The sequence below is a fragment of the Collinsella aerofaciens genome (assembly GCF_028209395.1).
Lineage (GTDB): Bacteria > Actinomycetota > Coriobacteriia > Coriobacteriales > Coriobacteriaceae > Collinsella > Collinsella aerofaciens_AZ.
In genome coordinates, this window is record NZ_JAQLDQ010000014.1 from 16,090 (window position 1) to 42,049 (window position 25,960).

29 protein-coding genes and 1 tRNA gene are annotated in these 25,960 nt (G+C 59.8%); 15 read left to right on the forward strand and 15 right to left on the reverse strand.

Annotated elements, in window-relative coordinates; all coding sequences use genetic code 11:
* Positions 1 to 13 precede the first annotated feature (13 nt).
* The 6 genes from rpe (at position 14) to PMW67_RS06570 (ending at position 4,766) form a co-directional block, all read left to right on the forward strand.
* Positions 14 to 685: a ribulose-phosphate 3-epimerase gene (gene rpe / locus PMW67_RS06545; RefSeq protein ID WP_055250140.1), complete on the forward strand. Its 672-nt coding sequence runs from the start codon at positions 14 to 16 to the stop codon at positions 683 to 685.
* Between the two features lie 6 nt (positions 686 to 691).
* Positions 692 to 1,870: a cysteine desulfurase family protein gene (locus tag PMW67_RS06550; RefSeq protein WP_055250138.1), complete on the forward strand. Its 1,179-nt coding sequence runs from the start codon at positions 692 to 694 to the stop codon at positions 1,868 to 1,870.
* Positions 1,867 to 2,676, forward strand: a complete 810-nt coding sequence (locus tag PMW67_RS06555; protein ID WP_055250137.1) for a Nif3-like dinuclear metal center hexameric protein — start codon at positions 1,867 to 1,869, stop codon at positions 2,674 to 2,676. Before PMW67_RS06550 ends, PMW67_RS06555 begins: the two co-directional genes overlap by 4 nt.
* Positions 2,673 to 3,392 (forward strand): zinc ribbon domain-containing protein, encoded by a 720-nt coding sequence (locus tag PMW67_RS06560; protein ID WP_055250135.1) that lies wholly within the window; start codon positions 2,673 to 2,675, stop codon positions 3,390 to 3,392. Before PMW67_RS06555 ends, PMW67_RS06560 begins: the two co-directional genes overlap by 4 nt.
* 2 nt (positions 3,393 to 3,394) lie before the next feature.
* A complete protein-coding gene (gene coaBC, locus PMW67_RS06565) occupies positions 3,395 to 4,609 on the forward strand; it encodes a bifunctional phosphopantothenoylcysteine decarboxylase/phosphopantothenate--cysteine ligase CoaBC (RefSeq protein WP_240139041.1) in 1,215 nt (404 codons plus the stop codon).
* Positions 4,610 to 4,689: 80 nt separating this feature from the next.
* A tRNA-Pro gene (locus PMW67_RS06570) sits at positions 4,690 to 4,766 on the forward strand.
* 607 nt (positions 4,767 to 5,373) lie between these two features.
* On the opposite strand, the gene PMW67_RS06575 is transcribed toward PMW67_RS06570, so the two are convergent.
* From PMW67_RS06575 to PMW67_RS06600, 6 genes are read right to left on the reverse strand one after another with little or no spacing between them, the layout of a single operon-like run.
* On the reverse strand, positions 5,374 to 6,771 hold the full coding sequence (locus PMW67_RS06575; RefSeq protein WP_271739198.1) for a sensor histidine kinase: 1,398 nt from the start codon (positions 6,769 to 6,771) through the stop codon (positions 5,374 to 5,376).
* A gap of 26 nt (positions 6,772 to 6,797) precedes the next feature.
* A complete protein-coding gene (locus tag PMW67_RS06580) occupies positions 6,798 to 7,460 on the reverse strand; it encodes a response regulator transcription factor (protein WP_055250129.1) in 663 nt (220 codons plus the stop codon).
* A 45-nt stretch (positions 7,461 to 7,505) separates the two neighbouring features.
* On the reverse strand, positions 7,506 to 7,907 hold the full coding sequence (locus PMW67_RS06585) for a hypothetical protein (protein WP_055250127.1): 402 nt from the start codon (positions 7,905 to 7,907) through the stop codon (positions 7,506 to 7,508).
* Positions 7,900 to 8,709, reverse strand: a complete 810-nt coding sequence (locus tag PMW67_RS06590) for an ABC-2 family transporter permease (protein ID WP_271739201.1) — start codon at positions 8,707 to 8,709, stop codon at positions 7,900 to 7,902. The genes PMW67_RS06585 and PMW67_RS06590 overlap by 8 nt, the downstream gene beginning before the upstream one ends.
* 5 nt (positions 8,710 to 8,714) lie before the next feature.
* Positions 8,715 to 9,485 carry an ABC-2 family transporter permease gene (locus tag PMW67_RS06595; RefSeq protein ID WP_271739203.1) on the reverse strand — a complete coding sequence of 257 codons (771 nt, stop codon included), beginning with the start codon at positions 9,483 to 9,485 and terminating at the stop codon, positions 8,715 to 8,717.
* Positions 9,482 to 10,210 carry a lantibiotic protection ABC transporter ATP-binding protein gene (locus PMW67_RS06600; protein WP_055250122.1) on the reverse strand — a complete coding sequence of 243 codons (729 nt, stop codon included), beginning with the start codon at positions 10,208 to 10,210 and terminating at the stop codon, positions 9,482 to 9,484. The genes PMW67_RS06595 and PMW67_RS06600 overlap by 4 nt, the downstream gene beginning before the upstream one ends.
* 396 nt (positions 10,211 to 10,606) lie before the next feature.
* Here PMW67_RS06600 and PMW67_RS06605 point away from each other — a divergent pair, with 396 nt between their 5' ends.
* The 6 genes from PMW67_RS06605 to PMW67_RS06630 all read left to right on the forward strand — a co-directional run bounded on the left by PMW67_RS06605 (position 10,607) and on the right by PMW67_RS06630 (position 15,468).
* On the forward strand, positions 10,607 to 11,311 hold the full coding sequence (locus PMW67_RS06605; RefSeq protein WP_089573364.1) for a CDP-alcohol phosphatidyltransferase family protein: 705 nt from the start codon (positions 10,607 to 10,609) through the stop codon (positions 11,309 to 11,311).
* Positions 11,312 to 11,377: 66 nt separating this feature from the next.
* A complete protein-coding gene (locus PMW67_RS06610; protein WP_271739205.1) occupies positions 11,378 to 11,812 on the forward strand; it encodes an FHA domain-containing protein in 435 nt (144 codons plus the stop codon).
* A 3-nt stretch (positions 11,813 to 11,815) separates the two neighbouring features.
* A complete protein-coding gene (ftsR, locus tag PMW67_RS06615; RefSeq protein WP_271739207.1) occupies positions 11,816 to 12,700 on the forward strand; it encodes a transcriptional regulator FtsR in 885 nt (294 codons plus the stop codon).
* 35 nt (positions 12,701 to 12,735) lie between these two features.
* On the forward strand, positions 12,736 to 13,266 hold the full coding sequence (locus PMW67_RS06620; protein WP_271739208.1) for an adenine phosphoribosyltransferase: 531 nt from the start codon (positions 12,736 to 12,738) through the stop codon (positions 13,264 to 13,266).
* A 32-nt stretch (positions 13,267 to 13,298) separates the two neighbouring features.
* Positions 13,299 to 14,423: a coiled-coil domain-containing protein gene (locus PMW67_RS06625; protein ID WP_271739209.1), complete on the forward strand. Its 1,125-nt coding sequence runs from the start codon at positions 13,299 to 13,301 to the stop codon at positions 14,421 to 14,423.
* 178 nt (positions 14,424 to 14,601) lie between these two features.
* Positions 14,602 to 15,468: a DegV family protein gene (locus PMW67_RS06630; RefSeq protein ID WP_271739211.1), complete on the forward strand. Its 867-nt coding sequence runs from the start codon at positions 14,602 to 14,604 to the stop codon at positions 15,466 to 15,468.
* A gap of 72 nt (positions 15,469 to 15,540) precedes the next feature.
* Here PMW67_RS06630 and PMW67_RS06635 read toward each other — a convergent pair whose 3' ends face one another.
* Together PMW67_RS06635 and PMW67_RS06640 are read right to left on the reverse strand one after the other, a co-directional pair.
* Entirely contained in the window at positions 15,541 to 16,152 is a 612-nt protein-coding gene (locus PMW67_RS06635; RefSeq protein ID WP_172674580.1) for a DUF1836 domain-containing protein, read from the reverse strand.
* 154 nt (positions 16,153 to 16,306) lie between these two features.
* Positions 16,307 to 17,245: an NAD(P)/FAD-dependent oxidoreductase gene (locus PMW67_RS06640; protein ID WP_270225187.1), complete on the reverse strand. Its 939-nt coding sequence runs from the start codon at positions 17,243 to 17,245 to the stop codon at positions 16,307 to 16,309.
* Positions 17,246 to 17,363: 118 nt separating this feature from the next.
* On the opposite strand from PMW67_RS06640, the gene PMW67_RS06645 reads away from it, so the two are divergent.
* On the forward strand, positions 17,364 to 18,665 hold the full coding sequence (locus PMW67_RS06645) for an MGDG synthase family glycosyltransferase (RefSeq protein ID WP_117637272.1): 1,302 nt from the start codon (positions 17,364 to 17,366) through the stop codon (positions 18,663 to 18,665).
* Positions 18,666 to 19,058: 393 nt separating this feature from the next.
* Here PMW67_RS06645 and dut read toward each other — a convergent pair whose 3' ends face one another.
* Genes dut through PMW67_RS06660 form a run of 3 tightly spaced genes read right to left on the reverse strand, consistent with a single transcriptional unit; the run spans position 19,059 to position 20,451 of the window.
* Entirely contained in the window at positions 19,059 to 19,502 is a 444-nt protein-coding gene (dut, locus tag PMW67_RS06650; protein WP_271739214.1) for a dUTP diphosphatase, read from the reverse strand.
* 4 nt (positions 19,503 to 19,506) lie between these two features.
* Positions 19,507 to 19,950 carry a transcriptional regulator NrdR gene (nrdR, locus tag PMW67_RS06655; protein ID WP_022093781.1) on the reverse strand — a complete coding sequence of 148 codons (444 nt, stop codon included), beginning with the start codon at positions 19,948 to 19,950 and terminating at the stop codon, positions 19,507 to 19,509.
* A gap of 51 nt (positions 19,951 to 20,001) precedes the next feature.
* Positions 20,002 to 20,451 carry a LysM peptidoglycan-binding domain-containing protein gene (locus PMW67_RS06660; RefSeq protein WP_271739215.1) on the reverse strand — a complete coding sequence of 150 codons (450 nt, stop codon included), beginning with the start codon at positions 20,449 to 20,451 and terminating at the stop codon, positions 20,002 to 20,004.
* Positions 20,452 to 20,614: 163 nt separating this feature from the next.
* Between PMW67_RS06660 and lexA the strand changes: the two genes are divergently transcribed.
* Both lexA and PMW67_RS06670 read left to right on the forward strand, forming a co-directional pair.
* Positions 20,615 to 21,259 carry a transcriptional repressor LexA gene (gene lexA, locus PMW67_RS06665; RefSeq protein WP_040359862.1) on the forward strand — a complete coding sequence of 215 codons (645 nt, stop codon included), beginning with the start codon at positions 20,615 to 20,617 and terminating at the stop codon, positions 21,257 to 21,259.
* Complete coding sequence (locus PMW67_RS06670; RefSeq protein WP_271739217.1) at positions 21,259 to 21,963, forward strand: heparan-alpha-glucosaminide N-acetyltransferase; 705 nt, start codon at positions 21,259 to 21,261, stop codon at positions 21,961 to 21,963. Before lexA ends, PMW67_RS06670 begins: the two co-directional genes overlap by 1 nt.
* On the opposite strand, the gene hflX is transcribed toward PMW67_RS06670, so the two are convergent.
* Genes hflX through PMW67_RS06690 form a run of 4 tightly spaced genes read right to left on the reverse strand, consistent with a single transcriptional unit; the run spans position 21,948 to position 25,908 of the window.
* On the reverse strand, positions 21,948 to 23,237 hold the full coding sequence (hflX, locus tag PMW67_RS06675) for a GTPase HflX (RefSeq protein ID WP_195535605.1): 1,290 nt from the start codon (positions 23,235 to 23,237) through the stop codon (positions 21,948 to 21,950). The genes PMW67_RS06670 and hflX overlap by 16 nt on opposite strands.
* Positions 23,237 to 24,175: a tRNA (adenosine(37)-N6)-dimethylallyltransferase MiaA gene (gene miaA / locus PMW67_RS06680; protein WP_271739220.1), complete on the reverse strand. Its 939-nt coding sequence runs from the start codon at positions 24,173 to 24,175 to the stop codon at positions 23,237 to 23,239. Before miaA ends, hflX begins: the two co-directional genes overlap by 1 nt.
* A complete protein-coding gene (gene miaB, locus PMW67_RS06685) occupies positions 24,175 to 25,545 on the reverse strand; it encodes a tRNA (N6-isopentenyl adenosine(37)-C2)-methylthiotransferase MiaB (protein ID WP_117736849.1) in 1,371 nt (456 codons plus the stop codon). The genes miaA and miaB overlap by 1 nt, the downstream gene beginning before the upstream one ends.
* 45 nt (positions 25,546 to 25,590) lie before the next feature.
* Positions 25,591 to 25,908, reverse strand: a complete 318-nt coding sequence (locus PMW67_RS06690; protein WP_006235982.1) for a stage V sporulation protein S — start codon at positions 25,906 to 25,908, stop codon at positions 25,591 to 25,593.
* Positions 25,909 to 25,960: the final 52 nt, after the last annotated feature.

Consider the following 25,960-nt stretch of genomic DNA (forward strand, 5'->3'; position numbering starts at 1 on the left):
AAAGGCTTCTACCATGGGTTCCATCAAAATCGCTCCGTCTGTCCTTTCGGCCGACATGGCCAACCTCAAGGGCGAACTCGACAAGATCGCCGGTGCCGACTACGTGCACTTCGACGTTATGGACGGTCACTTTACCGGCAACCTCACCTTTGGCGTTGACATCCTTAAGGCCGTCAAGCGCTCCACCGATGTACCGGTCGACGCGCACCTCATGGTGACGAACCCCGACGAGACGGTCGATTGGTACGCCGACGCCGGTGCCGACATGATCACCGTGCACTACGAGGCTTCCACGCACCTGCACCGCACGCTCACGCATCTGCAGCAGCGCGGCGTCAAGGCCGGCGTGGTGCTCAACCCCGCCACCCCCGTGTGCGTGCTCGAGAGCATCATCGACGTCGTCGATATGGTGCTGCTCATGAGCGTGAACCCGGGCTTTGGCGGCCAGAGCTTTATCCCGGGCACCATCGCAAAGCTTCACGAGCTCAAGGCCATGTGCGAGCGCCACGGCGTGTCGCCCCTGATCGAGGTCGACGGCGGTATCTCTTCCAAGAACATCGCCGAGGTCGTCAAGGCCGGCGCCAACGTGCTCGTGGCCGGCTCCGCCGTATTTAAGTCCGAAGATCCCGCTGCCGAGGTTGCGCTGCTGCAGAAGCTGGGCAACGAGGCCGCACAGGAGGCATAAACCCTTATGACCGCAGGTCAAAACCGCATACCCGTGAATCTTGACTATGCCGCCTCGACGCCAATGCGCGCCGAGGCGCTCCTTGCGCAGCGCGAGTACGACGACAGCGAGCTTGCCGGCGTCAACCCCAACTCGCTGCATTCGCTCGGCCGCAAGGCTGCCGCGCGTCTGGAGGTTGCACGTCGCGAGATCGCCCGCAGCTTTGGCGCGCACGTCCGCCCGTCCGAGATTGTACTGACCAACGGCGGCACCGAAGCCAACCAGCTGGCGCTGCTCGGTCTTGCCGAGGGCGCTCGTCAGCGCGATCGCAAGCGCGGTCGCGTAATCGTTTCGGCCATCGAGCACGATTCGATTCTGGACAACCTGCCGCTGCTGCGTGCCGCCGGCTTTACCGTCGACCTGGTGCAGCCCTGCCGCGCGGGCTACGTTGAGCCTGCCACGCTTGTCGAGCTGCTAGGCGACGACGTGGCGCTCGTGAGCATTATGGTCGCCAACAACGAAACCGGCGTGGTGCAGCCCATCCGCGAGCTTGCCGCAGCTGCGCACACCGCAGGTGCCCTGTTCCACACCGATGCCATCCAGGGCTACTTGCATATTCCACTCGATGTCACCGAGCTGGGCGTCGACGCCATGTCCGTCGCAGCCCACAAGATTGGCGGTCCCGTGGCATCTGGCGCACTCTACCTTAAGAGCCGCACGCCGCTGCGCCCGCGCATCTTCGGCGGCGGACAGGAGGCCGGTCGTCGTGCCGGCACGCAAGACCTGCGCACGCAGCTCGCCTTTGCCGCTGCCGCCTCGTCTCTGACGCCCCATGTGGCTCAGGAGCGCGCGAAGCTGCAAGCCCTTTCCGACAAGCTCTACGCCACGCTTACGGCCCATCCGCGCATTCACGCCACCATGGGTGACTACGCGCAAGCCGACCGTCTGCCCGGCATGTTATCGATCTACATTGACGGCATGGACTCAGAGGAACTCATCATCAAGCTCGACGCCGCCGGCTTTGAGGTTTCGGCCGGCTCGGCGTGCTCGAGCGGCAGCATGGACCCGAGCCATGTGCTCAGCGCCATGGGCATTGGTCGCGAGCAGGCACTAGGTGCACTGCGCATTTCCTTTGACGACCGCGTGAATCCGGACGATCTGGACGAGTTTGCCCAGACGCTGCTCTCGATCGCAGGTGCCGCATGATCGTCGCCGAGCTCGAGCGCGCGCTACTGGCACGCTATCCCAAGACGGACACCGAGCCCTGGGACCACGTAGGACTCTCCGTTGGCGATCCGGCCGCGGAGATCACCGGCGTTGCCTGCGCACTCGATGCGACTGAGGCTAATGTTCGCCGCGCCCAAGAAGCAAGCGCCAACGTGCTGCTGACGCATCATCCCATATACATCAAGGCACCCGAGGCCTTTTGTCCGGCGGATGCCACACGACCCCAGTGCAGTGCGGCCCTCTACGAGGCTGCCCGCTGCGGGGTGAGCATTATCTCGCTCCACACCAACCTGGACCGCTCGCACGAAGCCCGTGTCTGCCTGAGCAAGCTGCTGGGTGCCGCACCCGTGAGCTCACTGGAGCACGTGGACGACCCCGAGGCCACCGGCCTGGGCGCACTTGCAACGCTCAACGACCCGTGCACGCTGCGCGATCTTGCCACCCGTGCTGCCACGGCCTTTGGCAGCGACCCGCGTGTGTGGGGCAAAGCTGATCGCCCGTGCCGCACCGTCGCCATTTTGGGCGGCTCCCTGGGCGACTTCGGAGAGCTCGCCATCGCCGCGGGCGCAGATGTTGTCGTGACGGGCGAGGCGGGCTACCACGTGGCGCAAGACCTTGCCTTGCGCGGGCTGTCGGTGATCTTGCTCGGCCACGACCGCTCCGAGGAGCCGTTCGTTGATATATTGATGAACTCTGCAGTTGACGCCGGGGTCGACCCCCGTCATGCGATTAAAATACTGAACCCTTGCCAATGGTGGACTGTGACAAAAGGAGAGAACTTATGAGCGCCGGCGCTACGCTACTCAAGCTGCAACAGATCGATTTGGAGCTCGCCCGCAACAAGAGCGAACTTGCCAATATGCCGGAGCTCAAGGAGCTCGCTTCCAAGCGCAAGACCTATGTAAAGCTCAAGGCCGAAATGACCAAGCTCTACGCTCAGCGCAAGGACCTGGATATTGAGCTCGACGATCTCAACACCACCGAGATCCAGACCAATAACGCCATTGAGGCCGCTAAGAAGCGCCACGTCGACGGCTCTGACTATCGCGAGGTTCAGGACCTGGAGAACGAGCTCGCCACCCTGGCCAAGCGCCTGGACAAGATCGAGCACACCCGCAAGGACGTCGTAGTCGCCCACAAGGAGGCGCTCGACCGCGAGGCTCGCGCACAGGCAATCATCGCCAAGTTCGAGGAGGGCGTGAAGGCCGACACCAAGGCCGCCCGCGCCAAGGCAGCCGACCTCCAGGCCCAGATCGATGCCGCCACCAAGGAGCGCACCGCGCTGGCCGCTACGCTGCCCACCGACGTGCTCAGCGACTACGAGCGTCTGCTCAAGCAGTTCCGCGGCTTGGCCGTCGAGACCATCCAGGGCAACATCCCCACGGTCTGCCACACCGCGCTGCAGGCATCGTCCATGAGCGACCTCAACCACGACGGTAGCGAGATTACGCACTGTCCGTACTGCCACCGCCTCCTGGTGCTCCCGAGTAAGGAAGCCTAGCGATGACGGCGGCATCCAACAATTCAATGCAACTTGAGGGAAAAACGATCCTGCTGGGCATTACCGGCGGGATCGCCGCCTATAAGTCGTGCAATATCGTGCGCCTGCTGCAAAAGCGCGGCGCACGTGTCAAAGTCGTTATGAGCGAGCATGCCACGGAGTTTGTGGGGCCGCTTACCTTCCGCGCGCTCACCAACGAGCCGGTCGCGGTTGGGCTATTCGACGATCCTTCCGACCCCATCCACCACATTTCGCTGGCGCAGGAGCCCGATCTGGTGGTCGTGGCGCCCGCGACGGCCAATATCATCGCCAAGATGGCCAACGGCATTGCCGATGACCTGATTTCTACGACGCTACTCGCCACGCCGCGACCCATTGTGATCGCGCCGGCCATGAACAATGGCATGTGGAAGGCGCCGGCAACCCAGGCCAATATGGCCACGCTGCGCGACCGCGGGGTGCACGTGGTTGGGCCCGGTAGTGGCTACCTTGCTTGCGGCGACGTGGACACGGGGCGCATGAGCGAGCCCGAGGACATCGTCGAAGCCATCTGCGAGGTGCTCAATCCCGTGCCGCAAGACCTGGCGGGCAAGCGCATCGTCATCACTGCCGGTCCTACGCACGAACCGATCGACCCCGTGCGTTTTATTGGAAACCGATCGTCGGGCAAGATGGGCATCGCCCTGGCGGGGAAGGCCGCTCGCCGCGGTGCCGAGGTCACGCTCGTGCTGGGACCGACATCGCTCGATGTTCCCCGCGGCGTGGCGTGCGTAAGCGTGCAGACCGCCGCAGAGATGCTGCAGGCGGCGCTGAGCGCCTTCCAGACGGCCGACGCTGCCATTTGCGCCGCCGCCGTCGCCGACTACACGCCGGCGGCCCCGGCGGACCATAAGCTCAAAAAGGCCAACGAGCGCCTGGATCGAATCGAGCTCGTCGAGACCGTTGACATCTTGGCCGAACTCTCACGCCAAAAGGGCGATCGCCTCGTAATCGGATTTGCTGCCGAGACCGATAACGTCGTCAAGTACGCCGAGCGCAAATTGGCACGCAAAGGCTGCGATGCCATTATCGCCAACGATGTCTCACGCGCCGATTCGGGCTTTGGAACCGATACCAACAAGGCCTGGATTGTGAGCACAACGGGTACGAAAGAACTTCCCGTTCTAACAAAACCCCAGCTCGCAGATACAATTTTGGACTTGCTTCAAAATTTATAAAAAAGTTCTTGCACAAGTCTAAAGTTTCGGGTTAATATACTCCCTGTTGCGAGCGAGAGCAGAGCAACAAACAAAAGCTTCGGGACGTGGCGCAGCTTGGTAGCGCACTTGACTGGGGGTCAAGGGGTCGCTGGTTCGAATCCAGTCGTCCCGACCAGAAGTTTGCAGGTCAGGCATCTAGTGCCTGACCTTTTTTATTTTAAGCAATTGCTTAATTTTGATTAAGCAACGGGGTGCCAAAAATCTACCTGAGCGATAATCGCCTTTTGCGGTTACTTGCGCGTTTTGCACACGCTTGAGCCGATTTATTAACGCGATATGAATCTACATACGCGTAGTTGGTATACAGCCGAGTACAGGCTGTATTTATCGCGGCGATTTACACAGATATAGCGACTGTAACGGACAAGCGTGTCGCTGTATTTATTCCAGTAGTTCACTTGACCGGTGGACAAGTGGGCGATTGCAACGATATGCCAAACGGTATGGGTTCTATACGAGGACGCCGCAGAGGTAATGGCGGGGGAGTGCGGCAAGCGCTCTGAGAGCTGCTGTATGACCCCATTTCTCCTTAACTCGATAATTTGTGTTTCAAGCCACGAATCGGTCGAGCAATTGCCAAAAGTAAGGCCCATGCAGGATTGCACGGGCCTTACATCAGATCAAATTTGAGCTAGAAGCACCAAACGGGGCAGACGCAACACCATCTCGTCGCGGCCTCGGCGAGCGACATATCGCAGTCGAGGTAGACATCGAGGAAATCGTCAGATCCCGCACAGGGGGACCGCGATGGTGGCCACCGCACCGCCCGAGGGGCCGTTGGCGAGCGAGACGGATCCCCCGTGGGCGCTCGCGGCCTCGGAGGCGACGTGGAGGCCGAGCCCGTAGTGGCGGCCTTCGTCACGCGAGGAGCGGGAGGAGTCGTCTGTGAAGAGGCGCTCGCAGCCGCGTTCGAGGGCGGCGGGAGAAAAGCCCGGTCCGTCGTCGGCAACCTCGATGACGAGGTGCCCGCCCGCGACGTCGCAGGAGACAGCCACGCGCGAGCGTGCGTGCTCGGCGGCGTTGGCCACGAGGTTCGCGGCGGCTCGCGCCAGGGCGGTTCGGTCGAGCGCGGCCTCGGGCGCGCCCGCGACAGCGGGGCCCGTGGCCGCGTCGAGCGTCACGCCTCGCGCCCGGGCGATCTGGGCGGCCTCGGCGAGGACCTGCTCGCAAAGCTCGGCCGGCCGCATGGGGGCCCTCTCCGCCCCGCCGGACCCGCGCGAGGCCTCGATGAGCAGGCGCACGTAGCCGTCGAGCCTTTCGACACTGCCGGCTATGTCGCGCGCGGCGGCCGCGAGGTCGGCGTCTTTCTCGTCTTCCAGCTCCTCCGCTACGAAGTCGGCGTTGGCGCGCAGCACGGTGAGCGGCGTCTTGAGGTCGTGGGCGAGCGACGTCATCTGCTCGCGCTGCCCCCGCTCCGCGGCCCAGCGGGCCTCGAGCGACTCGGCGAGGGAGGCCCGCATGGCGTCCATCGCGGCGAGGACGTCGTTCACCTCGCGCACGTTGGTGCTGCCGACCGCGAAGTCGAGCTCCCCCGCGCCGACGCGCCCCGCCGCCTCCGCGAGCGGCGCCATCTTGCGCGAGATCACGCGGCTCGCGCGGCGCGCGACGAGCGCAAGCGCAAGTGCGCTTCCCGCCGTGGCGCCGACGAGCATGAGGTTCTGCGGGTTGGGAAGCAGGCCGGCGAGGTCGCGCGAGACCCACTGCGGCAGATACTCGCTGACGAGCGCGCAGGCCCCGCCACCTTTGAGCGGGAACGCGGCGTAGGTAACGCCCGAACCCCCGCCCTCGATCTCCACTGTGCCCGAATCCGCGGCGAGTGCCGTACGAGCCATTTCCTTCGCGTCCTCGAGCCGCGTGCTCTCGAGGTCTGTCATCAGCACGTTTCCGTCCTTGTTCAGGATGAGGTAGCGGTACGCCGTCGGCACGTCCTGCTGCCCGCAGACGCCGTCGCGTGCCAGGCCCTCCGCGACCTCGCGCGCATTGGCCGGCCCCCAGCTTGCCTCGTAGACGAAGCCCGCGTTGATCGCCACAGAGAGCATCATGAACGAGGCGAGCCACGCCGTGGCGACTGCCGCGAACGCGTAGGCGAAGTAGCGCGCGATGACGAAGGAGAGCGGCATGCCCCCGCGACCTCGCGCCCCGATCCTCAGAGCTGCCACTTGTACCCCATCCCCCAGACGGTCGCGATCGGATCGGCGCCGGCCTCGGAGAGTTTCCTCCGGGCGCGACTGACCTGCATGGATATGGCCGCGTCGTCGGCGTCGCTCTCCCAGCCGAGCACCGCCTCGCGTATCTGCGCGCGGCTCATGACCTGCCCGGGGTGGCGGGCGAGGTACTCGCAGATGGCGTACTCGGTGGGCGTGAGCGGCACGGCCTCGCCGCCCACGGCGAGGCCGCGCGCCCTGAGGTCGATCCGCACCTCCCCGAAGGAGAGGGCGTGCGAGCGCGGCCGGCGCTCACGGCGTAGATGGGCCGCGACCTTGGCGCGCAGCTCCGCGGCCCCGAAGGGCTTGCGGACGTAGTCGTCGGCGCCCAGGCCGTAGGCGGCCACGGCATCCTCCTCGGCCACGCGAGCGGTCAGGAAGACGATGGGGCCGTCGAAGTCCGGGCGGATCTGCCGCACGAGCTCGAAGCCGTCGAGCCCCGGCATCATGACGTCGCAGAGCACGAGGTCGAAGCGCGAGAGGTCCATCCCCGGGACCGCCGTCGGGTCCTCCGCCTTGACGACCTCATGGCCGTCGCGGCCGAGGACGCGCGCAAGCGCGTCGAGGATCGCCCGTTCATCATCCACTGCCAGTATCCTCGCCATGTTCGACCTCCTGAAACTCTCGTCGGAATTGTACTAACGCCGCGCTCAGCGGTCCAGAGCCCTGCGCGCAGCCACGGGTGTCTCGGCCGCGTCGCACGCGCGGTAGCGCACGCCCGAGCCGCCGCGCGCCTCGATCTCGAGCCAGCCCTCGCCGTCCGACTCCCGCCCGAAGAAGATGAGCTGGAGCTCTCGGACATTGCCTCTGTCGTCCGCCGCGTCCACCAGGTAGACGTAGTTTGCCCCCGCCCCGGTGGCGTCGGCGTAGGAGCTCGCGTGGCTGCCGGGCTCGGGCGCGGGCGCCCACATGGCGATCTCAGGGTTAGGCAGCACGCGGTCGGCGATCGAGCGCAGCGCCGACCCCCAGCCGGCGTCGAGCAGGGCATTCCCGCCCAGGACGAGCGCTGCGGAGAGGAGGACGAACATGGCGGCGAGCGGCTTCCTACGCATCTACCCTCCCGTCCTCGAAGCGGCAGAACCAGGCAAGAAGGACGGCGTCGGCTGCCAGGGTGAGAACGAGGCTAGCGAGCGCAGTCGTGAGGAGAGGGCCCGCCGCGCGTGCGGCGTCGATGAAGGCCTCCACCCCGAGCGACCCCAGGCGCGCGGGCCAGGCGAGCGGCACCCAGCTCAGGGGCGTCGCCAGAGCGCCGGTGAGCTCGCCGGTCATGAGGCCGTGCGCAAGTCCGCCCACCGAGAAGAACGCGAGGAGCACCCCCGCCGCGCCGGCGCCGATGGCGGCGTTGCGGCCGAGGCGCAGGGCCACGCCGAGCCCCAGCGCGTAGAGGGGCAAGCTGCCCAGCACGATGCCCGCCCAGGCGGCCGCAAGCGGAGCGGGCCCGAGCGGCAGGCGCCCGGCGACGGCGAGCACGGCCCCGAACACGCCGAGCGCCACGGCCAGCGCGCCCGCGCCGAGCGCCGCAAGGGCGAGCAGCTTCGCCGCGACGGCGCGCCCGCGCGAGGGGACCGCCGTGAGGTTGGCGAGGCGCCCGGCAGCGCGCTCCTCGTCCACGGCGAGCCCGCAGACGATGGCGGACATGAGCGGCATGAGGGCGCCGAGGAACTGGGCGTAGGCGTCCGCGCCCAGCGCCGGGTCCCATCGGGTTACGGAGAAGTACTCGCCGCAGGCAAGACCGGCTGCCAGGCCGCAGGCGAGGTGCACCGCCGAGAGCGGGGAGCGCGCCAGGCGCAGGGCCTCGGAAAGCAGGGCCCGCGGGAGAGTCATGCGCGGCGTCGGATCGGAGAGTCGTGTCATGGCCATCACCTCTCCTCGGAGTGCGCAAACCAGGCCGCGCCCGCCGCCGTGAGCGCGGCGAACGCGAGCGCACTGACCGCAAGGCCCGCCAGCGTGAGCATGCCGTCCGCCATGAGCGCCCCGCCGAGCGCCATGTCCGCCGCGAGCGGCTCGCCGCTCGGCAGCACGGGAATGAAGCTCGTGGGGATGACCATGTTCGCCGACGGCGGAAAGAGCTGCGGCAGCGGCACCAACGACCAGGCGAACCCACCTAAGAGTTGCGCGGCGAGCGGGCAGAAGATGCCCGCGAGCATGCCGAGCCGCGCCGTGAGGAAGAGCCCTGCAGGGATCATCCACGCCGCGGTCACCGTGTTGGCGAGCGCGCAGAGGAGCATCGTGAGCGTGCCCGCGGCCGTGAGACCCTGCGAGGAGAACGCCGATCCCGCGAGGTAGATGCCGAAGACCACGAGGTTCGAGAGCGTGCAGAGCGCGAGGCACCAGAGCGCCTTGGCCCACCAGGCGCGCCCGAGCGGGAAGCCCAGGCCCAGAAGCCCCCGCATCCGCGTGCGAGCGTCCGCCCGCGCGACGCACGCCACCACGAGCGAGAGACACACGGGCAGGAAGAGCGCGTACCAGTAGTTCCACGCGCTGAAGATCTGCACGCCCCGGTAGGGCATCGCGCCGAGCAGCGGCATCGGCAGCGCCATGAGCACGGCCAGGCGAACCGGTGCCGCGTGGCGCGACTTCAGGGCCTCGGCGCGCAGGGCCGCGAGCAGGCCGCCTTTCTCACCCGTCATGCCGCCACCTCCCCGCGCGCTCGTCGCCCTTCCCGACAGAAGCTCATGAAGAGTTCCTCGAGGTCCTGCCCGGGCCGAAGCGCATCCTCGTAGGCGAGGCGCCCCCCGCAGATGATGCCGATGGTGTCCGCCATCTGCTGCACCTCGGAGAGGATGTGGCTCGAGACGATTACCGTCGTACCCGCCGCCGCGAAGCCGCGGATCTGGTCGCGCAGCTCCTCGATGCCGATGGGGTCGAGCCCGTTGGTGGGCTCGTCGAGCACGAGCAGGCGTGGCCGGGCGATCAGCGCCAGCGCGAGCCCCAGGCGCTGCCGCATCCCCATCGAGAAGCGCCCGGCGCGCTTCTTCCCGGTGTCCGCGAGGTCCACGGCGGCGAGCACCTCATCTATGCGGCTCTCGGGAAGGCCCAGCAGCGTGGTGCGCACGCGCAGGTTCTCGCGCGCGGTGAGGTTGGGGTAGAGCGGCGCCTCCTCGATGAGGCTGCCGATTGCGTAGAGGTCCTCGCGGCGCCAGGCGTGCCCGGCAAAGAGGATCTCCCCGGCCGTCGGCCGCAGCATCCCGCAGATCATCTTGAGCGTTGTCGACTTGCCGGCGCCGTTGGGACCGAGCAGCCCGTACACCTCGCCCTCGCGGATATGAAGGCTCACGTCGGCCACGGCGTCCTGCGCCTGGTCGCCGCGGCCAAAGCGCTTGGTGAGCCCGCGCGTCTCGAGCATGTAACCCATGGGTTTATCCTTTCTCTTCCGGGAGCGCGGGCCGAGTCACCGTGCCCGCGCGCCTTACCTTTCGGGTTCACCATCCATGGTGGGGCGTGTTTCTAACGAAGCCGTAACGGCCGTTGGGCTCTTTTGGCGCCAACCCTTCTCGACCCGCACATCATGATTAATTTGCTTAAGGCAACAACTTTCCCGATCGATGTAATCACCGAATCAAAACGTGTACATCAGCCATCAAAGATGCCGAAAAATGTCATATTTGGAGGCTGATGTACACAAATGCAGAATGCCGCACAACCCAGTAGCATCCTCCATATGTCTGGACTCTCTATGCTTACGCTGGATAGACATCGCCGGAACGGGTATAGTATCAAAAGTTTTGTCGTTAACCAGCGGGGGAGTCCTGTGGGCATCAAAAAGAAGATCAAAAAGGAGCTTATCGGCACTTCCGATTACCCGTCGAATAAGATCTTTACGATCTCCAATTTCATCACCTTTACGCGCCTGATCCTCACCCTGGTATTTCTGTACCTGTTTGTGACGGATAACAACCGCGTCATCGCCATCGTTATCTACGCCGTTGCCGCCTCCACCGACTGGATGGACGGTCAGATCGCCCGCATGACCAAGACGGTCTCGTGGCTCGGCAAGGTCATGGATCCCATCTGCGACCGTGCGCTGCTGTTCACCGGCGTACTTGGGCTGGTGGTTCGCGGAGAGCTGCCAATCTGGGTCTGCGTGCTCATTATTGGCCGCGACATCTATCTGGGCATCGGCACGCTTATCGTGCGTCATTATCACCGTCGCCCCATCGATGTCGTCTTTCCCGGAAAGATTGCCACTGCACTGCTCATGACCGGCTTCTCGCTCATGCTGCTCGGGTTCCCCGTTATTGACGGCCTGCATCTTTTACCTTCAACCCTTACGGCCTTCCCGGGCCTCAACGGAAGCTCGGTGCCCCTCGGCATCTTCTTTGTGTACGGCGGCGTGATCTTCTCCATGCTCACGGCTGTCATCTATTCCATTAAGGGCGGAGTGGCCATTAAACAGGCTCTCGCGCATCCCGAGGACGAGGACATCGACTTTCTGAACCCTGAAATCGAAGACTGATTCGTTGGGGTATGATTACGTACGGTTCATTATTTGCGGCACGTCCGCGATAAGTTAGGGGTTGTCATGGACAACATGGTAAACAATATGCCTCACAATGATAAGACTGCTGACGCTACCTGCGTATTCCGCGTGCCTTCAAGCGACGTCACCGTTCCCGACCTCATGGCCAACGTGCGCATCACCGCCCCCGTTCTGTCCATCGTCAAGGGTCCGCAAACTGGTGCCGCCTTTGAGCTCGAGGACGACGTGACCACCATCGGCCGCGATCCTGCGAACGGCATCTTCCTCAATGACATGACCGTATCGCGCAGCCACGCGCGCATTATCCGCGAGGGCCTCGGCGCTCGCATCGAGGACTTGGGCTCGCTCAATGGCACCTGGGTCGACGGTGCCATCGTCAATTCAGCCCCGCTGCACGACGGTTCTTCCGTCCAGATCGGTACGTTTACGCTCATCTACCACGAGAGCACGCCGGAGCGCATCGAAACCGGTGAGTAGGGCATGGCCGAACGCAACTATCTGAGTATCGGCCAAGTCGTCAACCTACTTCGAGGCGCATACCCCGATCTTTCGAACTCAAAAATTAGATTTCTAGAAGATGAGGGGCTCATTACCCCTCATCGTACGCCTAAGGGATACCGTCAGTACTCTAAGGAGGACGTTGATCGCCTGGAGGTCATCCTGCACTTGCAGAAGACCCGCTACATGCCGCTCAACGTGATTAAGCAGCGCTTGGAAAACGCCACGGACCTGTCCACTTTGGCTTACGAGGTGGGTCTTCTGTCCGATGTTCCGCTTAAGACGGAGCCCAAGGAGACCAAGCAAAAGCTGCATCCCATCGAGACGATCCCCGACATGCTCGGTGTTGAGATTTCGTTTATCCGCTCCCTTGCCGAGAACGATCTTATCCGCATCATCAAGAGCCCGCAGAACCGTGAGCTCGTCGATGGCCGAGATTTCCCGATTATCCGTTACTGCTCGGAGCTGTCGCGCTTCCACATTGAGCCGCGCAACCTGCGTCAGTACGTATCGTCGGCAAACCGCGAATCTTCGATGTTTGAGCAGGTTCTCGTGAGCATGCTCGGCATGGATACCTCCGATGACGAGCGCGACGCCAAGCTCGAGCGCGCTTTTAAGAAACTGCACGACCTCACCGAGGGTGTGCATACCGCGCTACTTAAGAACCGTGTCTTTGAGTCGCTCAACGCCGTGGTCGAGGACGCTGACATCGATGCCCTCGATGAAGAGATTGCGCGTTCCGAATCGACCAAGGCTAAAAGCGATGCGACAAGCGTCCCCGCGGTTGCCGCGCACGACGAGTCGCTCGTGCAGCCGTCCAAAGTCGTCGTCCCCTCGCAGAGCTCGTCTGCTAACACGGGCAAATAACCGCCGTTCACCCGGCAATCCATGAAAGGTCACCCATGTACGACTTCGAATCTCATATCGTCGATATCCCCGACTATCCCGAGCCCGGAGTCGTCTTTAAGGACATCACGCCGCTCTTTGGAAATCCCGAGGCCCTGAAGGCCATGGTGGATGCCCTGGCCGAGCATTTTGCCGACATGGGCATTACCAAGGTCGTAGGACCCGAGGCCCGTGGCTTTATGGTCGGTGTGCCCGTGGCCGTCGCCCTGGGTGCCGGCTTTATTCCCGCACGTAAGCCGGGCAAATTGCCGCGCAAGACGGTCAGCGAGAGCTACGAGCTCGAGTATGGAACGGATTCTATCGAGATCCACGCCGATGCCATCAGCTCTAAAGATACCGTGTTGATTCTGGACGACTTGGTCGCGACGGGCGGAACTGTCGAGGCAACAGGTAAACTGGTGCGAGATATGGGCGCAAAGCTTGTAGGTTACGGTTGTATCCTTGAGCTTGCGTTTCTCAACCCGCGCAAGAAGCTCACGCCTTCTAACGACGACGTTGAGCTCTTTAGCCTGGTAACGGTGGACTAGCCGCTACCCTTAGATACCGGAAAGGAAGCTCCATGCGCACAGCAAACACGCACAGAAACATGGCACGCTGCGCTGCTACGGCAACCCTCGCTTGTGTTTTGGGCCTGGGCCTCTCGGCTCCTGCCTATGCCGATACCGCATCCGACCTTGCCGCTGCCCGTACCAAGCTCGAGCAGATTGGCACGCAAACCCAGCAAATTCATGAAGAACTCTCCGCACAGACGCAGGAGCTTGATCAGACTGCAGGCGAAATCACGCAAAAGCAGCAAGAGATTGCCGAAGGCCAGGCCAAGCTCTCTAACTACGTTGCCGGTGAGTACAAGACCGGCGGTCTGAGTCTCCTTCAGGTTCTGACGGGCGTCGACGATCTGGGCGACATGCTCAACCGTCTCTTCTACTACGGCAAGGTGTCCGACAAGCAGGCCCAGTCCATTCAGGAGGTCAAGGACCTTAAGCAGCAGCTCACCGATAAGCAGACCGAGCAGGAGAAGAACGTCGCCGCGACACAGAAGAAGGTCGACGAGCTCAATGCTCAGCAGGCTGAGGCCCAGAGTGTCGTGAACTCCCTGGATTCGCAGCTGCAGGCCGAGCTCGCTGCCGAGGCCGAGGCCAACGCTGCGCTGCAGGCTGGCATTAATGCCAGCACCGCCGAAAAGGCCACGGTGAGCAACGACACCGCCGGTACGACCGAGAACACCAACAATGGTGGCGGTACGACCAACAACGGCGGTGGCAACACGCCTGCGCCCACGCCCGCTCCTGCTCCCACGCCGCAGCCTGCCCCCACGCCCGCTCCGGCACCCACGCCCTCAGCACCGAGTCAATCTGTTGATGGTGGCTCCGTTGTTTCGCGCGCCTACAGCAAGCTTGGCTATGCTTATTCTTGGGGCGGTATTGGACCGAACAGCTTTGACTGCTCCGGCTTTGTAAGCTACTGCCTCACGGGCCGTTATTGCCGCCTTGGCACTACGGGCACCTTCATGGGCTGGACCCGCGTGTCCGATCCCCAGCCTGGCGACGTCGTGGTTAACTCTTACCACACCGGCATCTACATTGGTAACGGCCAGATGATCCATGCTTCCGACTACAAGACGGGCGTTATCATCAGCTCCGTTGCCGCTGGCATGAACAACAATTACATCTTCGTGCGCTACTAATTTATTTCTACAGCGAACGAACGTGGGCCTCGCGATCTTGAGTCACGAGGCCCATTCTTTTTGCCCCAACAGTTTGCCTTAAGATCAGGACGGCTATCTAGTATTCAAAACTAGATAGCCGTCCAATCAATCCGAAAGACGGCTATAATTGTTGAGGAACAAATAGAAAGGACCCTCAATGAGCTGGGCGCTTATCTCCGATTCGAGCTGCAATCTTCGCGATTGGCAGCCAACCGCACCTCATACCACCTTTGCATTTGCACCCCTTAAGATCCGAGTGGGGGAGCGCGAGTTTGTCGATGACCTCACGCTCGACGTTCACGAGCTCAATTGCGCCGTGCAGGCGGAGTCAAGTGCTTCTTCAAGCGCCTGTCCAAGCGTAGGGGAGTGGGCCGAACTCTTTAGGCTTGCCGACAAGACGATTTGCATGCCCATCTCGGAGGGCGTATCGGGAAGCTACAATGCCGCGGCCACCGCACGTGACATGGTGCTTGCCGAGGAGCCCAATCGTCAGATTCATTTGGTTAACTCGCGAGCCGCAGGTGGCAAAATGGACCTAATCTTCCTGCTGTTCGACCGCTATCTTGCAAGCAACCCGGATACCTCCTTTGAGAATGCCTGCGCCTACTTCGATAGCTTGGAGCAGCAGAGCAAGATCCTCTTTAGTTTGTGCAATTACGAAAACCTTGCGAAGGCCGGACGTATTCCTAAGGCGGCCGGCGTTATTGCCAACAAGCTCAATATCCGCATTTTGGGCACGGCGAGCGAAGCGGGCAAAATTGAACTCGTCGGGCACACGCGTGGCGAAAAGAAGATGCTCACCAAGATTGTCGACACCATGGAGGCCGAAGGTTTCACGGGCGGCGAGGTCATCATCGATCACGTTGAGAACGAAGCTGGAGCCCAGGCGCTTGCCGACCGCATTGTCGAGCACTGGCCCGGCTCCAAGACGATTGTCATGCCCTGCAACGGGCTAGATTCATATTATGCCGAGATGCACGGGCTCATTATCGGCTACGGCATGGGCGTGGCTTCGGGCCGATAATGCCCAACTAGACAAACGAACGGGCGGGATAAAGGGCCAGTGGCCCTTTATCCCGCCCGTCTTATACCTCGGTTAGCTATTAAACCCATTGAACTTTAGATAGCTCATCAGGTATGCCTTCGAGACGAAGGACGATACCGCACTGCGTACGAGCAACGACTCGCGCGTAACCTGATGTGCGGTATCGGGCACGGGAGTCTGCTCGACGGAAAACGCTGCACGAATCGATGCCTCAAGTTGATCGACTACATAATCGAAAGCCGTCGGAGCGTCGTAGCTTAAGCGTTGAATATTAAAGAGCGCCTGAACCGCAGCGATGGGCAGCACCTGCTTAAAAATACAAATGGCGATGAGACGCGCAATCTGCTCACGGCCATACTGCTTTTTAACCGGAGCAGGAACGAGGCCGACCTTCACGTAGTTATTGATCATCGATGGCGTGATAACGGGCTGCTCTACGCAAATCGAAAGCGGCTCCATCCACAGCGCAACATATTCAATAACTTGATCGCGATAGAGCGTTACATTGGGCAGCTGTTCATAGCGCGGCAGGCTCAACGCGTTGAGTTTACCGACCATATCGGACTGAATAAATGCATCCGGCAGCACCGTCGGCTGAATATCCTCCGGCTTAATGCTGACCGATGTATCTGACATCGGGATAACATGTTTAGCGTGGTTCATAAGAGGCCTCCGTTCGTTTTCTATATTGTATTCTAGGTTATCTAGTTTTACATACCACATAGCCGCAAAGTAAAAGTGGTTGGGCGGCACATTGATGCACCGTCCAACCACTTTGCTTAAAGACAGCAACCTTACATAAGAAATATTATCGTACTTATCCACGAAGAAACGCGTATGCGCTCGTTGCCGCTATGGCTCCATCAGAAACGGCGGTCACAACCTGGCGTAAGCGCTTGGAACGGATGTCGCCAGCGGCAAATAGACCAGGTGTACGGGTGGCCATCGAATCGTCGGTGACAATGCCGCCGTCGGGAGCCAGGTCGACTAGATGCTCAACAAGCTCGGTATGTGGCTGCGTCCCCGTAAAGACAAAGATGCCAAACGAGCCGGGCTCAAATGACTCGGCATGAGTTTCCCCAGATGCATTGTCCTTAAAGGTAATCGTCGTTGGCATGGCTTCGCCCGATAGCTCCACAATACTAGTTTGGTACCTAACTGTAATATTGTCCTTTGCGAGTACTTTCTGAACAACACCATCGGGCGCACGGAACTGGTCGCGGCGCAGCACGATGGTCACACTGCTGGCAATGTCGGACAGGAACAGCGCCTCTTCGCATGCCGAATTGCCACCACCGATTACAAAAACCTGCTTGCCGCGGAAAAACATGCCGTCACATGTTGCGCAATATGAAACGCCACGACCGCGATACGTATCCTCGCCTGCGAAACCTGCCGGACGCGGCGTGGCACCCATGCAAGCGATAACGCTCGAGGCCAGCGTATCGCCCATATCGTGATGCACCGTAAACAACGCTGCATCGGCATCGTAATCGATACCCGTAACCATGCTCCATGTAACCTGTGCTCCCAGGCCCTCTGCATGCTGCTGAAAACGCTCGCCGAGTTCGGCGCCACTCAGGAGCGGGAAACCCGGATAGTTCTCGACCTCATTGGTTGTGGCGATCTGCCCTCCCGACATGCCCTGCTCAATCACGGTCGTCGTCAGGTTGGCACGCGCAGCATAAATGGCGGCAGCATAGCCCGCGGGGCCGCCACCGATAATCGCAACATCGATCGGCTTATCGGTAGTCATGAAGCGTCCTTTCGTCGAAACGTTGTCGTTCTTTGCGCTCGTACCCAAATTTACGTGAACGTGACACTCATGCACTACAATGATAAATCCGTATTACAAAGCTGAAGGGGAGTTATCGATGGACCAGGCGCAGACGAGTGACGACGCTCCCCTGCTCACGCACAGCACTCCCCAATCGGAGCAAACCACGCTCCTGGCTCAGCAAAAACCTCTCGTGACCATCGTGCATGCCTCCGTTGGCTCGGGCCACAAGGCCGCCGCAAATGCGATAGCGCAGGCATTCGACCTCATCCGCGGCACCAATGGCATCCCCGAGGATATTGAGATTGAAGTGCTCGATATCCTTGATTTTGGACGTATTAAATTCGACGGCAATAAGACCGCGGCTTCTTTTACGGGAGCCACGCGCCCCATTTACGACCTGACCTGGCGATATACGCTTACGGGACATCTTCTCTGGGGTGGCGGAACGGCATGGTCGCGAATTATGTTCCCCGCCTTCAACGAATATATTCGTAGCCGCAGGCCCATAGCCGTGGTTGCAACGCACATCACAGCAGCCAATGTTGCCGTGGGCGCCCGCGTAATTACGGGTATCGATTATCCGGTCATCTGCGTACCGACCGACTACGAAGTCGAGGGATGGTGGCCCCACAAGGACACCGATTTATTCTGTGTTGCCAACGAATTTATGGCCGAAACGCTGCGTCCGCGCAAGGTGCTCGAGACAAAGATTCGCATTACCGGCATTCCTATTCGCGCCGGATTCGACACGGATTACGATCGCGAGGAAGAGCTAGCTAAGTTCAACCTCCCCACCGAGAAGACCGTCGTGCTGGTAATGGCCGGTGCCAGTTTGCCTCAACCGTACGTTCGCTTTCGCGCGGAGATGGACCGCACCCTCCCCTTCCTACGCAGCTTCGAAGACATGCACTTTGTCTTTTTGCCGGGCAAAGACACCGAATATGCCACCCGCCTCAAAACGCTCTTCGACGCCATGAAGCTCGAAAACGTCACGGTTCTGGACTATGTCGATGATATGGCAGCGCTTATGCACGGCTGCGACCTGGCAATTCTCAAATCGGGCGGACTCACGGTCACCGAGTGCCTATGCGCACATCTGCCGATGATTCTGCTGGGCAAGTCCTATGGCCAGGAAAAGGCCAACACCACCATGCTCACCGGCATGGGCGCCAGCATGCATGTCACCACCGCACGAGAGCTCATCGTTACCCTACGTCACTTGCACGACCATCCCGAATCACTCAAAGCCCTACTCATCAACGGCGAAGTACTACGCCGCCCCCACGCAGCCGAAGACATAGCCATCGCAACCATGGAGCTCGTAGGCAAACCCCAAAAGCGCAAACGAGCCTTCTGCCGCTTCTACTGGGGCGGAAAACCCGCGCATATCCGCTAGCGTCTTTATGTCCGCTTACCTGCGGGAGGCCCCTATATATCATCCCATGCTCAAACATTCTCGCTTCGCTGCGAAACTGCGCGTGGGACGATATATAGGGGCCTCCCGCAGGTAAGCTGCGTTTACGTACTAGCAGCTATACCAGATTCCCCTCCAGTAGAATCTGCAAAGGGGAACCAGAAAATATAAATACAGTAAGTCGATGCGACAAAGGAGGCGTCCTTTTATCGCATCGACTTACTAGAAAAGTAAATATTGTTTCAAGCGAGTAACCGCCCGCCTGCCTCTCACACATATCGTTCCACGCGCAGTTTCGCAGCGAGCGAAGCGACGCGAGAATGTTTGAGCATGGAATGATATAGGTAAGCCCCGGGCGGGAGGGATACGAGCGCCCTAGGCGATGCCGCTGGAGCCGAAGCCTCCTTTGCCTCGGTCGGTTTCGTCTAGTTCGTCTACCTCTATGAGGTTGACCGTGGGGACTTCTTGGATGACGAGTTGGGCTATGCGGTCGCCTTTTTTGATTTGGATGTTGTTCGTGGGGTCTAGGTTAATGAGGATGACCTTGAGTTCTCCTCGGTAGTGGGCGTCGATGAGGCCCGGCGTGTTGACTATAGACAGGCCCTGCTTGATGGCCAAGCCGCTGCGGGGCTGAACGAAGCCGGCGTAGCCATCGGGCAGGGCGATGGCCAGCCCCGTAGAGACCAGACAGCGTTCGAAGGGCTTCAGGACGCAGTCCTCGTTGGAGCATAGATCCAAGCCGGCATCGGAGGGATGGGCGTATTTGGGAAGCTCGACGGTGGGGTCGAGACGCTTTATGTTGACGGTAATGTTAGACATGGAATCACCTTAGCTTGTCGAGCTCTTGCAGAAACTCATCGACGTCTTTGAAATCGCGGTAGACCGAGGCAAAGCGAATGTAGGCCACCTTGTCGATCTTGGCCAAGCGCTTGAGCACCATGTCACCCAACTCATGGGACGTGACGGCCGTCAGTGTGCGAGAGCGCAGCTCGACCTCGATGTCGTCGATAATCTCATTGAGCTTCTTAGTGTCGATATCGCGCTTGATGGTGGCGCGCATCAAGCCGACGAGCAGTTTATTGCGATCGAACCGCTGCTTGGTTCCGTCTGACTTAATGACCTCGATTGGGTCTTCACATCGCTCAAACGTTGTAAAGCGGTAGTTACACGAGCAACATTCGCGACGACGCTTAATGGTGTTATTTGACTCCTGCATACGGGAATCAACGACGCGGGTATGTGCCTTGCCGCATTTGGGACAGCGCATGGTACCTCCTCTTAAACGATAACAAGGGTACCATGCGCAGCGCGATAATGATTACGAACGAGCGGGAACCTTAAGATGCGCACCGGCGGCGAGCGAACCATGCTCCAGATGATTGACGTTACGGATCATATCGGAAGTCTCTTGCGTGGAAAGGCCTTCGATTGGATATTCCTCGGCAAGCGACCAAAGAGAATCGCCAGGCTGAACGCGAATAGCCTCGTAGGTAATGTTGGAAACGGACTCGGCATACGCAGCGTGACGAGCGTTAAAGACCGACGTAGCGAGGACAAAGAAGAGCGTAAACGCAACGGCAACGGCGGCAATCGTCGAAACCTTCAGGGCAGCGCGGGCCGGCGCGACTACAGCCTGCTGATTGCGAGCAGGCTTTACGGTCAAAGGCTGAATGCCGGAGCGGCCACCCTGAACAACCGTAAATGTGGGTTCTGCAGGCGTCTCGAGCTTAAGGGCGAGGTTACCCTGGACCATATTCGTTTCGTTCATCATGTTCTCCTCTCGCGTGTTTTGCTGAGAACAGTTTTATCAAGCCGCGCGGACAAAAATATCTAGCGCGAGAACGAATGTTCGGTTATTATTATCTTCGAACAGTTGTTCCTGTCAAGCAAAATTCGAACATTTGTTTGGCATGGGTAGAGAGGATGCCCTGATGGCTCGCAAAATTACCAAGCGTCAGCAGCAAATTTACGACTTCATCAAGGAATATCAGCAGGAGAAGGGTTATCCGCCCAGCGTGCGCGAAATGGCTTCTGCCGTGGGCCTTTCCTCCCCCAGCACCGTGCACGCCCATCTCTCTGCCCTGGAGGCGCGCGGGCTACTCAAGCGCGATGCCACCAAACCGCGCGCCCTGGAACTCTTTAACGAAGACGGTTCCTCTGTCTCAATTTCTAAATCTGACGAGCCCACCGCACCTCGCGGAACGGTCTCGCTACCGCTCGTTGGTCGCGTCGCGGCTGGGATTCCCATTCTGGCCGAGCAGAATATCGAAGACACGTTTACTATCCCGACCGAAATCGCCACTGATCAGGGTTCCTTTATCCTTGAGGTGCATGGGAGCTCAATGATCAATGTCGGCATCTTCAATGGCGATTACATCATCGTCCGTGAACAAAAGAGTGCCATGAACGGCGAAATTGTCGTGGCCATGATTGATGGTTCGGCGACCGTCAAGACGTTCTACAAGGAGCAGGGGCGTGTGCGCTTGCAGCCCGAGAACGACACCATGGAACCTATCTATGCAACGAATCCCGTTATCCTGGGCAAAGTCGTCGGCTTGATGCGCCGGTTCTCGTAATGCAAAAACGCATAACCATATTTGATACCGTCCGCGGGTTTACGATGATTTCTATGGCAGGTTTTCACGCTTGCTATGATCTCGCCTACCTGTACGGCTGGGATATGCCCTGGTTTACCCAGTCAGTCTTTCAAGACATCTGGCGCGCCAGCATCAGCTGGGTATTTTTGTTTATCGCCGGTTGGATGTGCACCCTTTCGCGCAACAATATCAAACGTGCCGCCAAATACGCCTTAGCAGCACTCGTTGTCTGGTTGGCAACAACACTTGTCTCAGTCGACGATTCGGTTAATTTTGGCATCATCTACTGCATGGCCGCATGCACCGGCATCGTAGCGTTGACCGATCCCGTCCTTAAGAAGATAACGGCGAGATGGGGCATGCCCCTATGCCTTATGTTGTTCGCAATCACCTGGAGCATCCCCAAAACGATCTACCCTGTCCCCTACCTGGCGTGGCTGGGATTTCCGAGCCCTGGGTTTATCTCAGGTGATTACTACCCCATCATCCCGTTTATCTTTATGTATCTTGCAGGATACTTCGCCGCACACATAGCGCAGGGAATCGATAAGACCGTCCCTAGCTGGGCCTACGCCAACCCCCTGCCGGCGCTCGCCAGCCTTGGACGCCATGCACTCCCCTTTTATCTACTGCATCAGCCCATCATTCTGGGCATTTTGAAGCTCATCTACTCGGTACGATAACGCTCAAGCCGCGGTGCAATACGAGCCGGCAGTTTCGCCACAATGCGAACGCCGTCCTCGAGATATTCCTCATGCAGAAGGGTTCCCTGCTCATGCACCAGCGTGATGAGAGCGCCCTCGCGATACGGAATATCAGCGGAGAGCAACACATCGGTGGCAGCTGCCTCGCGAGCAATACGGTCGACGAGATCGTCGAGTCCCTCACCCGTCTGGGCCGAGAACAGAACGGCTTCGGGATAACGACGACGGAAACTCAATCGATCGACGCTATCGAGAAGATCGATTTTATTGAATACGGTCAGCGTTAAACGCTCTCCGGCGCCGATCTCATCAAGCACGCGGTCGACAGCCTCCAGCTGCCGCTCATAGTCCTCGTCAGACGCATCTACGACTTTGAGAATTAGATCGGCACCCAACACCTCGGACAGCGTCGATTTAAAGGCATCGACCAGACCATGCGGCAGCTTTTGAATAAAGCCGACGGTATCGGTAATCGTCATGCCGCGACCGCCGGGCAGGCGATACGAACGCGTCGTAGGGTCGAGCGTAGCAAACAGCTTGTCCTGCGAAAGTACCGTAGAGCCGGTCAGACGATTAAGCAACGTCGATTTACCGGCATTGGTATAACCGGCTAACGCGACGCGAAACGCCGGTGACTCAATGCGGCTCTTGGATTGAACATCGCGACGCTGTTCAACCTGCTTGAGCTCACGACGAAGCGCAGCGATCTTATTACGAATGAGGCGACGGTCGACCTCGAGCTGACTTTCGCCCTGACCAAAACGTGAGCCGATGCCGCCGCGCGTCTGCTCCTTGGCGAGATGGCTCCACATGCCACGCAAGCGAGGCAACAAATATTGAAGCTGTGCCAGCTGTACCTGCAGGCGTCCCTCACGCGTCTGAGCATGCAGGCCAAAGATATCCAGGATCAGTGCTGTACGATCGATAATCTTTACCGGCTCGCCCACGGCTTTCTCCAAATAGGATTGCTGCGAGGGGGTCAGGTCGTCGTCAAAAATAACGACATCGGCATCCATGCGATGCACCAGGCCGCACAGCTCTTCAACCTTACCGGAACCGATAAACGATTTAGGATACGGCTTTACCAAACGCTGCGACAAGCGTGCCACGCTCTGGGCACCAGCTGTGTGGGCAAGACGCTCCAGCTCATCAAGCGAGCGATCGAGCGGCCATGCATTGTCGCGCCACTCAACACCAACTAAAATGGCACACTCGGGCTCGGGTGCCGTGGGAACAAGGGGGAAACGGGCCATTAGGCAGCCTCAATACGATGCAGGATATCCTCAACGACCTCATCGATCGTACATTCATCCATATCAAACCACACGATACGGTCATCGCGCTTAAACCACGAAAGCTGACGCTTGGCATAACGACGCGAACGCATCTTAATGAGTTCGCGAGCCTCATCCATGCTCATCACGCCATTGAAAGCATCGATGATCTCTTTATAGCCAATTGCCTGCATCGACGTCAGGGCATCACCCAGCCCCTGGTCCATAAGACCGCGGACCTCATCGACAAGACCCTGCTCAAACATCAGATCGACGCGCAGATTAATGCGCTCGTAGAGCACCTCGCGATTACGCGTCAGACCAAACCATAGGGCATGATAATGCTCGCGCGGAACACTAAACTGCGACTTTTGCTGCGCATAGGAGACGCCATCATCATGCATCTCGAGCGCACGAATCACACGGCGCACGTTATGGGGATGAATAACAGCAGCCGATTCTGGATCGCGCTCGGCAAGCAAGGCATGCAGTTCTTCCTCGCCAATACGCTCGGCAAGCTCCTGATAGCCCGCACGGCGATCGTCCTCAAGTTCACCCGAGGGAAAGTCCATCTCATCGAGGGCGGCCTTGAGATACAGCCCCGTACCTCCGCAAAAAACCGGCAGGCAACCCGAACCAAGGAGACGTTCAACATGCGCGCGAGCGTCAGCCTGATAAAGCGCAGCGGAATATGCCACACCCGGCTCTACAATGTCGACGAGACGCAGCGGCGCCGTGCACTCATCGGGCGCCATCTTTGCGGTACCGATGTCCATGCCACGATAGATTTGCATCGCATCGCACGACAGCACTTCGGACGAAAGACGAACTGCCAAACGGTCGGCAACATCACTCTTACCAACCGCCGTCGGACCGACAATCGCAACGGCGGAAAGACCTGCCCCGGGAGAAACCATTAGCGCGGCTCGCCCACAACGGAGCCGGACAAATACCAGGTCTTGGCAACGTCAACGTCAACATCAACGATCTTACCAACAAGCTGATCGATGCTGTAACCCTCGGGGATAGGCGCATGCACGGTCTGATTCTTGGGACTCTTGCCCAGCAGGACCGCGTCGTTCTTTTTACTCGTTCCCTCAATGAGCGCCGGAACCACAGTATGAAGCTCACCCTGGTTATACTCGTGTGCCGTGGTCTCGATAACCTTAACCAGACGGTTGAAACGCTCGAGAATAACCTCATGCGGCGTAGGATCGTCAATCTCGGCGGCCGGGGTACCGGCGCGCTTGGAATAGATGAAGGTATAGGCCTGAGCATAGCGGACCGTCTCGGCAAGTGAGAGCGTCTGCTCAAAGTCTTCTTCAGTCTCACCCGGGAAGCCAACGATAATGTCGGTCGAGAGCGCGATATCGGGCATGCGGTTGCGAATGCGATCGACAAGGCCCAGATAGTACTCGCGTGTATAACGGCGATTCATCTCTTTGAGAATCCGCGTCGAACCTGACTGGACGGCCAAGTGCAGCTGCGGCATAACGGCAGGCGTCTCGGCCATGGCGTCGATGGTCTCGGGCAACAGGTCCTTGGGATGCGAAGACGTAAAGAAGATGCGCTCCACGCCCGTATCGCCCACGGCACGCAGCAGATCGGCAAAACGCGGCTTGCCAAACAGATCGCGACCATATGAGTTAACGTTTTGGCCCAGCAGCGTAATCTCACGCACGCCCTGGCGCACCAAACCGGTCACCTCGTCGACAATCTCCTCGAAGGGGCGGCTCTTTTCGCGACCGCGCACGTACGGCACGATGCAATAGGTGCAGAAATTATTGCAGCCCGTCATGATGGGCACCCAGGCGTGATACTGAGTCTCGCGATGCCACGGCATGCTCATGGCATCCGTATCCTCATGCTCATTGGTGCGGATATGACGCTTACCATCAAGAAACGCCTCGGCAATGAGCTCGGCCACATGTGCAATGGAATGCGTGCCAAAGATGACATTGACGTTATCGACGTTGGTGAGCAGGCCCTCGCCATCGCGCTGCGCGATGCAACCGCCAACGGCAACCACGCGCTTGCCCGAAGGCGAAGGCGGCAGGCTTTTGCAGGAATTGCACTGACCGTACAGGCGAGTATCGGCGGCCTCGCGCACGCAGCACGTCATGAAGACAACGATATCGGCATGCGCGGGATCGAGCGCCATGAGGCAGCCATACGAATCAAGCAGACCGCTCACACGCTCGGAGTCGTGCTGATTCATCTGGCAGCCAAATGTGCGGATAAAGTAGGTTTTACCGGCAAGAATATCGCGTACGGAACGCTGGTCCATGTGCATAAGTCCTAACGATGGGGAGCGAAACAAGGCAAGCAGAAGCTATGCCACAGGCTTAACATCATCCATGACGACGTTATCCATAGCAGCTCGATTGATCTGGTGAACGTAGATAGAAAGGCGGATGGCCGTGCGCGACTCCCCGTTAATGAGGATGTCGGAGAACACGGGCGCGCAGGAAATATCAAAACCGGTTGGAATCAAAAAACCGCGCGCGATAGCAACGGCCTTAATGGCCTGGTTGACGGCACCGGCGCCGACACACTGGATGTTGACGGGTACACCATCCTTGACCATGCCGGCGATGGCGCCGGCAACGGACGCGGGCGATGATTTGCTTGATACCTTCAGGCAATCCATGAAGAAACTCCTGCATTTAAAAGTACGTTTTAACTGCAATAACTGTATCGTA

Bases quoted from the DNA above. Each gene is read 5' to 3' on its own strand.
- rpe (WP_055250140.1), top strand. From the start codon at position 14: ATGGGTTCCATCAAAATCGCTCCGTCTGTCCTTTCGGCCGACATGGCC.
- PMW67_RS06550 (WP_055250138.1), top strand. From the start codon at position 692: ATGACCGCAGGTCAAAACCGCATACCCGTGAATCTTGACTATGCCGCC.
- PMW67_RS06555 (WP_055250137.1), top strand. From the start codon at position 1,867: ATGATCGTCGCCGAGCTCGAGCGCGCGCTACTGGCACGCTATCCCAAG.
- PMW67_RS06560 (WP_055250135.1), top strand. From the start codon at position 2,673: ATGAGCGCCGGCGCTACGCTACTCAAGCTGCAACAGATCGATTTGGAG.
- coaBC (WP_240139041.1), top strand. From the start codon at position 3,395: ATGACGGCGGCATCCAACAATTCAATGCAACTTGAGGGAAAAACGATC.
- PMW67_RS06575 (WP_271739198.1), bottom strand. From the start codon at position 6,771: ATGCCGCTCTCCTTCGTCATCGCGCGCTACTTCGCCTACGCGTTCGCG.
- PMW67_RS06580 (WP_055250129.1), bottom strand. From the start codon at position 7,460: ATGGCGAGGATACTGGCAGTGGATGATGAACGGGCGATCCTCGACGCG.
- PMW67_RS06585 (WP_055250127.1), bottom strand. From the start codon at position 7,907: ATGCGTAGGAAGCCGCTCGCCGCCATGTTCGTCCTCCTCTCCGCAGCG.
- PMW67_RS06590 (WP_271739201.1), bottom strand. From the start codon at position 8,709: ATGACACGACTCTCCGATCCGACGCCGCGCATGACTCTCCCGCGGGCC.
- PMW67_RS06595 (WP_271739203.1), bottom strand. From the start codon at position 9,485: ATGACGGGTGAGAAAGGCGGCCTGCTCGCGGCCCTGCGCGCCGAGGCC.
- PMW67_RS06600 (WP_055250122.1), bottom strand. From the start codon at position 10,210: ATGGGTTACATGCTCGAGACGCGCGGGCTCACCAAGCGCTTTGGCCGC.
- PMW67_RS06610 (WP_271739205.1), top strand. From the start codon at position 11,378: ATGGACAACATGGTAAACAATATGCCTCACAATGATAAGACTGCTGAC.
- ftsR (WP_271739207.1), top strand. From the start codon at position 11,816: ATGGCCGAACGCAACTATCTGAGTATCGGCCAAGTCGTCAACCTACTT.
- PMW67_RS06620 (WP_271739208.1), top strand. From the start codon at position 12,736: ATGTACGACTTCGAATCTCATATCGTCGATATCCCCGACTATCCCGAG.
- PMW67_RS06625 (WP_271739209.1), top strand. From the start codon at position 13,299: ATGCGCACAGCAAACACGCACAGAAACATGGCACGCTGCGCTGCTACG.
- PMW67_RS06630 (WP_271739211.1), top strand. From the start codon at position 14,602: ATGAGCTGGGCGCTTATCTCCGATTCGAGCTGCAATCTTCGCGATTGG.
- PMW67_RS06635 (WP_172674580.1), bottom strand. From the start codon at position 16,152: ATGAACCACGCTAAACATGTTATCCCGATGTCAGATACATCGGTCAGC.
- PMW67_RS06640 (WP_270225187.1), bottom strand. From the start codon at position 17,245: ATGACTACCGATAAGCCGATCGATGTTGCGATTATCGGTGGCGGCCCC.
- PMW67_RS06645 (WP_117637272.1), top strand. From the start codon at position 17,364: ATGGACCAGGCGCAGACGAGTGACGACGCTCCCCTGCTCACGCACAGC.
- dut (WP_271739214.1), bottom strand. From the start codon at position 19,502: ATGTCTAACATTACCGTCAACATAAAGCGTCTCGACCCCACCGTCGAG.
- nrdR (WP_022093781.1), bottom strand. From the start codon at position 19,950: ATGCGCTGTCCCAAATGCGGCAAGGCACATACCCGCGTCGTTGATTCC.
- PMW67_RS06660 (WP_271739215.1), bottom strand. From the start codon at position 20,451: ATGAACGAAACGAATATGGTCCAGGGTAACCTCGCCCTTAAGCTCGAG.
- lexA (WP_040359862.1), top strand. From the start codon at position 20,615: ATGGCTCGCAAAATTACCAAGCGTCAGCAGCAAATTTACGACTTCATC.
- PMW67_RS06670 (WP_271739217.1), top strand. From the start codon at position 21,259: ATGCAAAAACGCATAACCATATTTGATACCGTCCGCGGGTTTACGATG.
- hflX (WP_195535605.1), bottom strand. From the start codon at position 23,237: ATGGCCCGTTTCCCCCTTGTTCCCACGGCACCCGAGCCCGAGTGTGCC.
- miaA (WP_271739220.1), bottom strand. From the start codon at position 24,175: ATGGTTTCTCCCGGGGCAGGTCTTTCCGCCGTTGCGATTGTCGGTCCG.
- miaB (WP_117736849.1), bottom strand. From the start codon at position 25,545: ATGGACCAGCGTTCCGTACGCGATATTCTTGCCGGTAAAACCTACTTT.
- PMW67_RS06690 (WP_006235982.1), bottom strand. From the start codon at position 25,908: ATGGATTGCCTGAAGGTATCAAGCAAATCATCGCCCGCGTCCGTTGCC.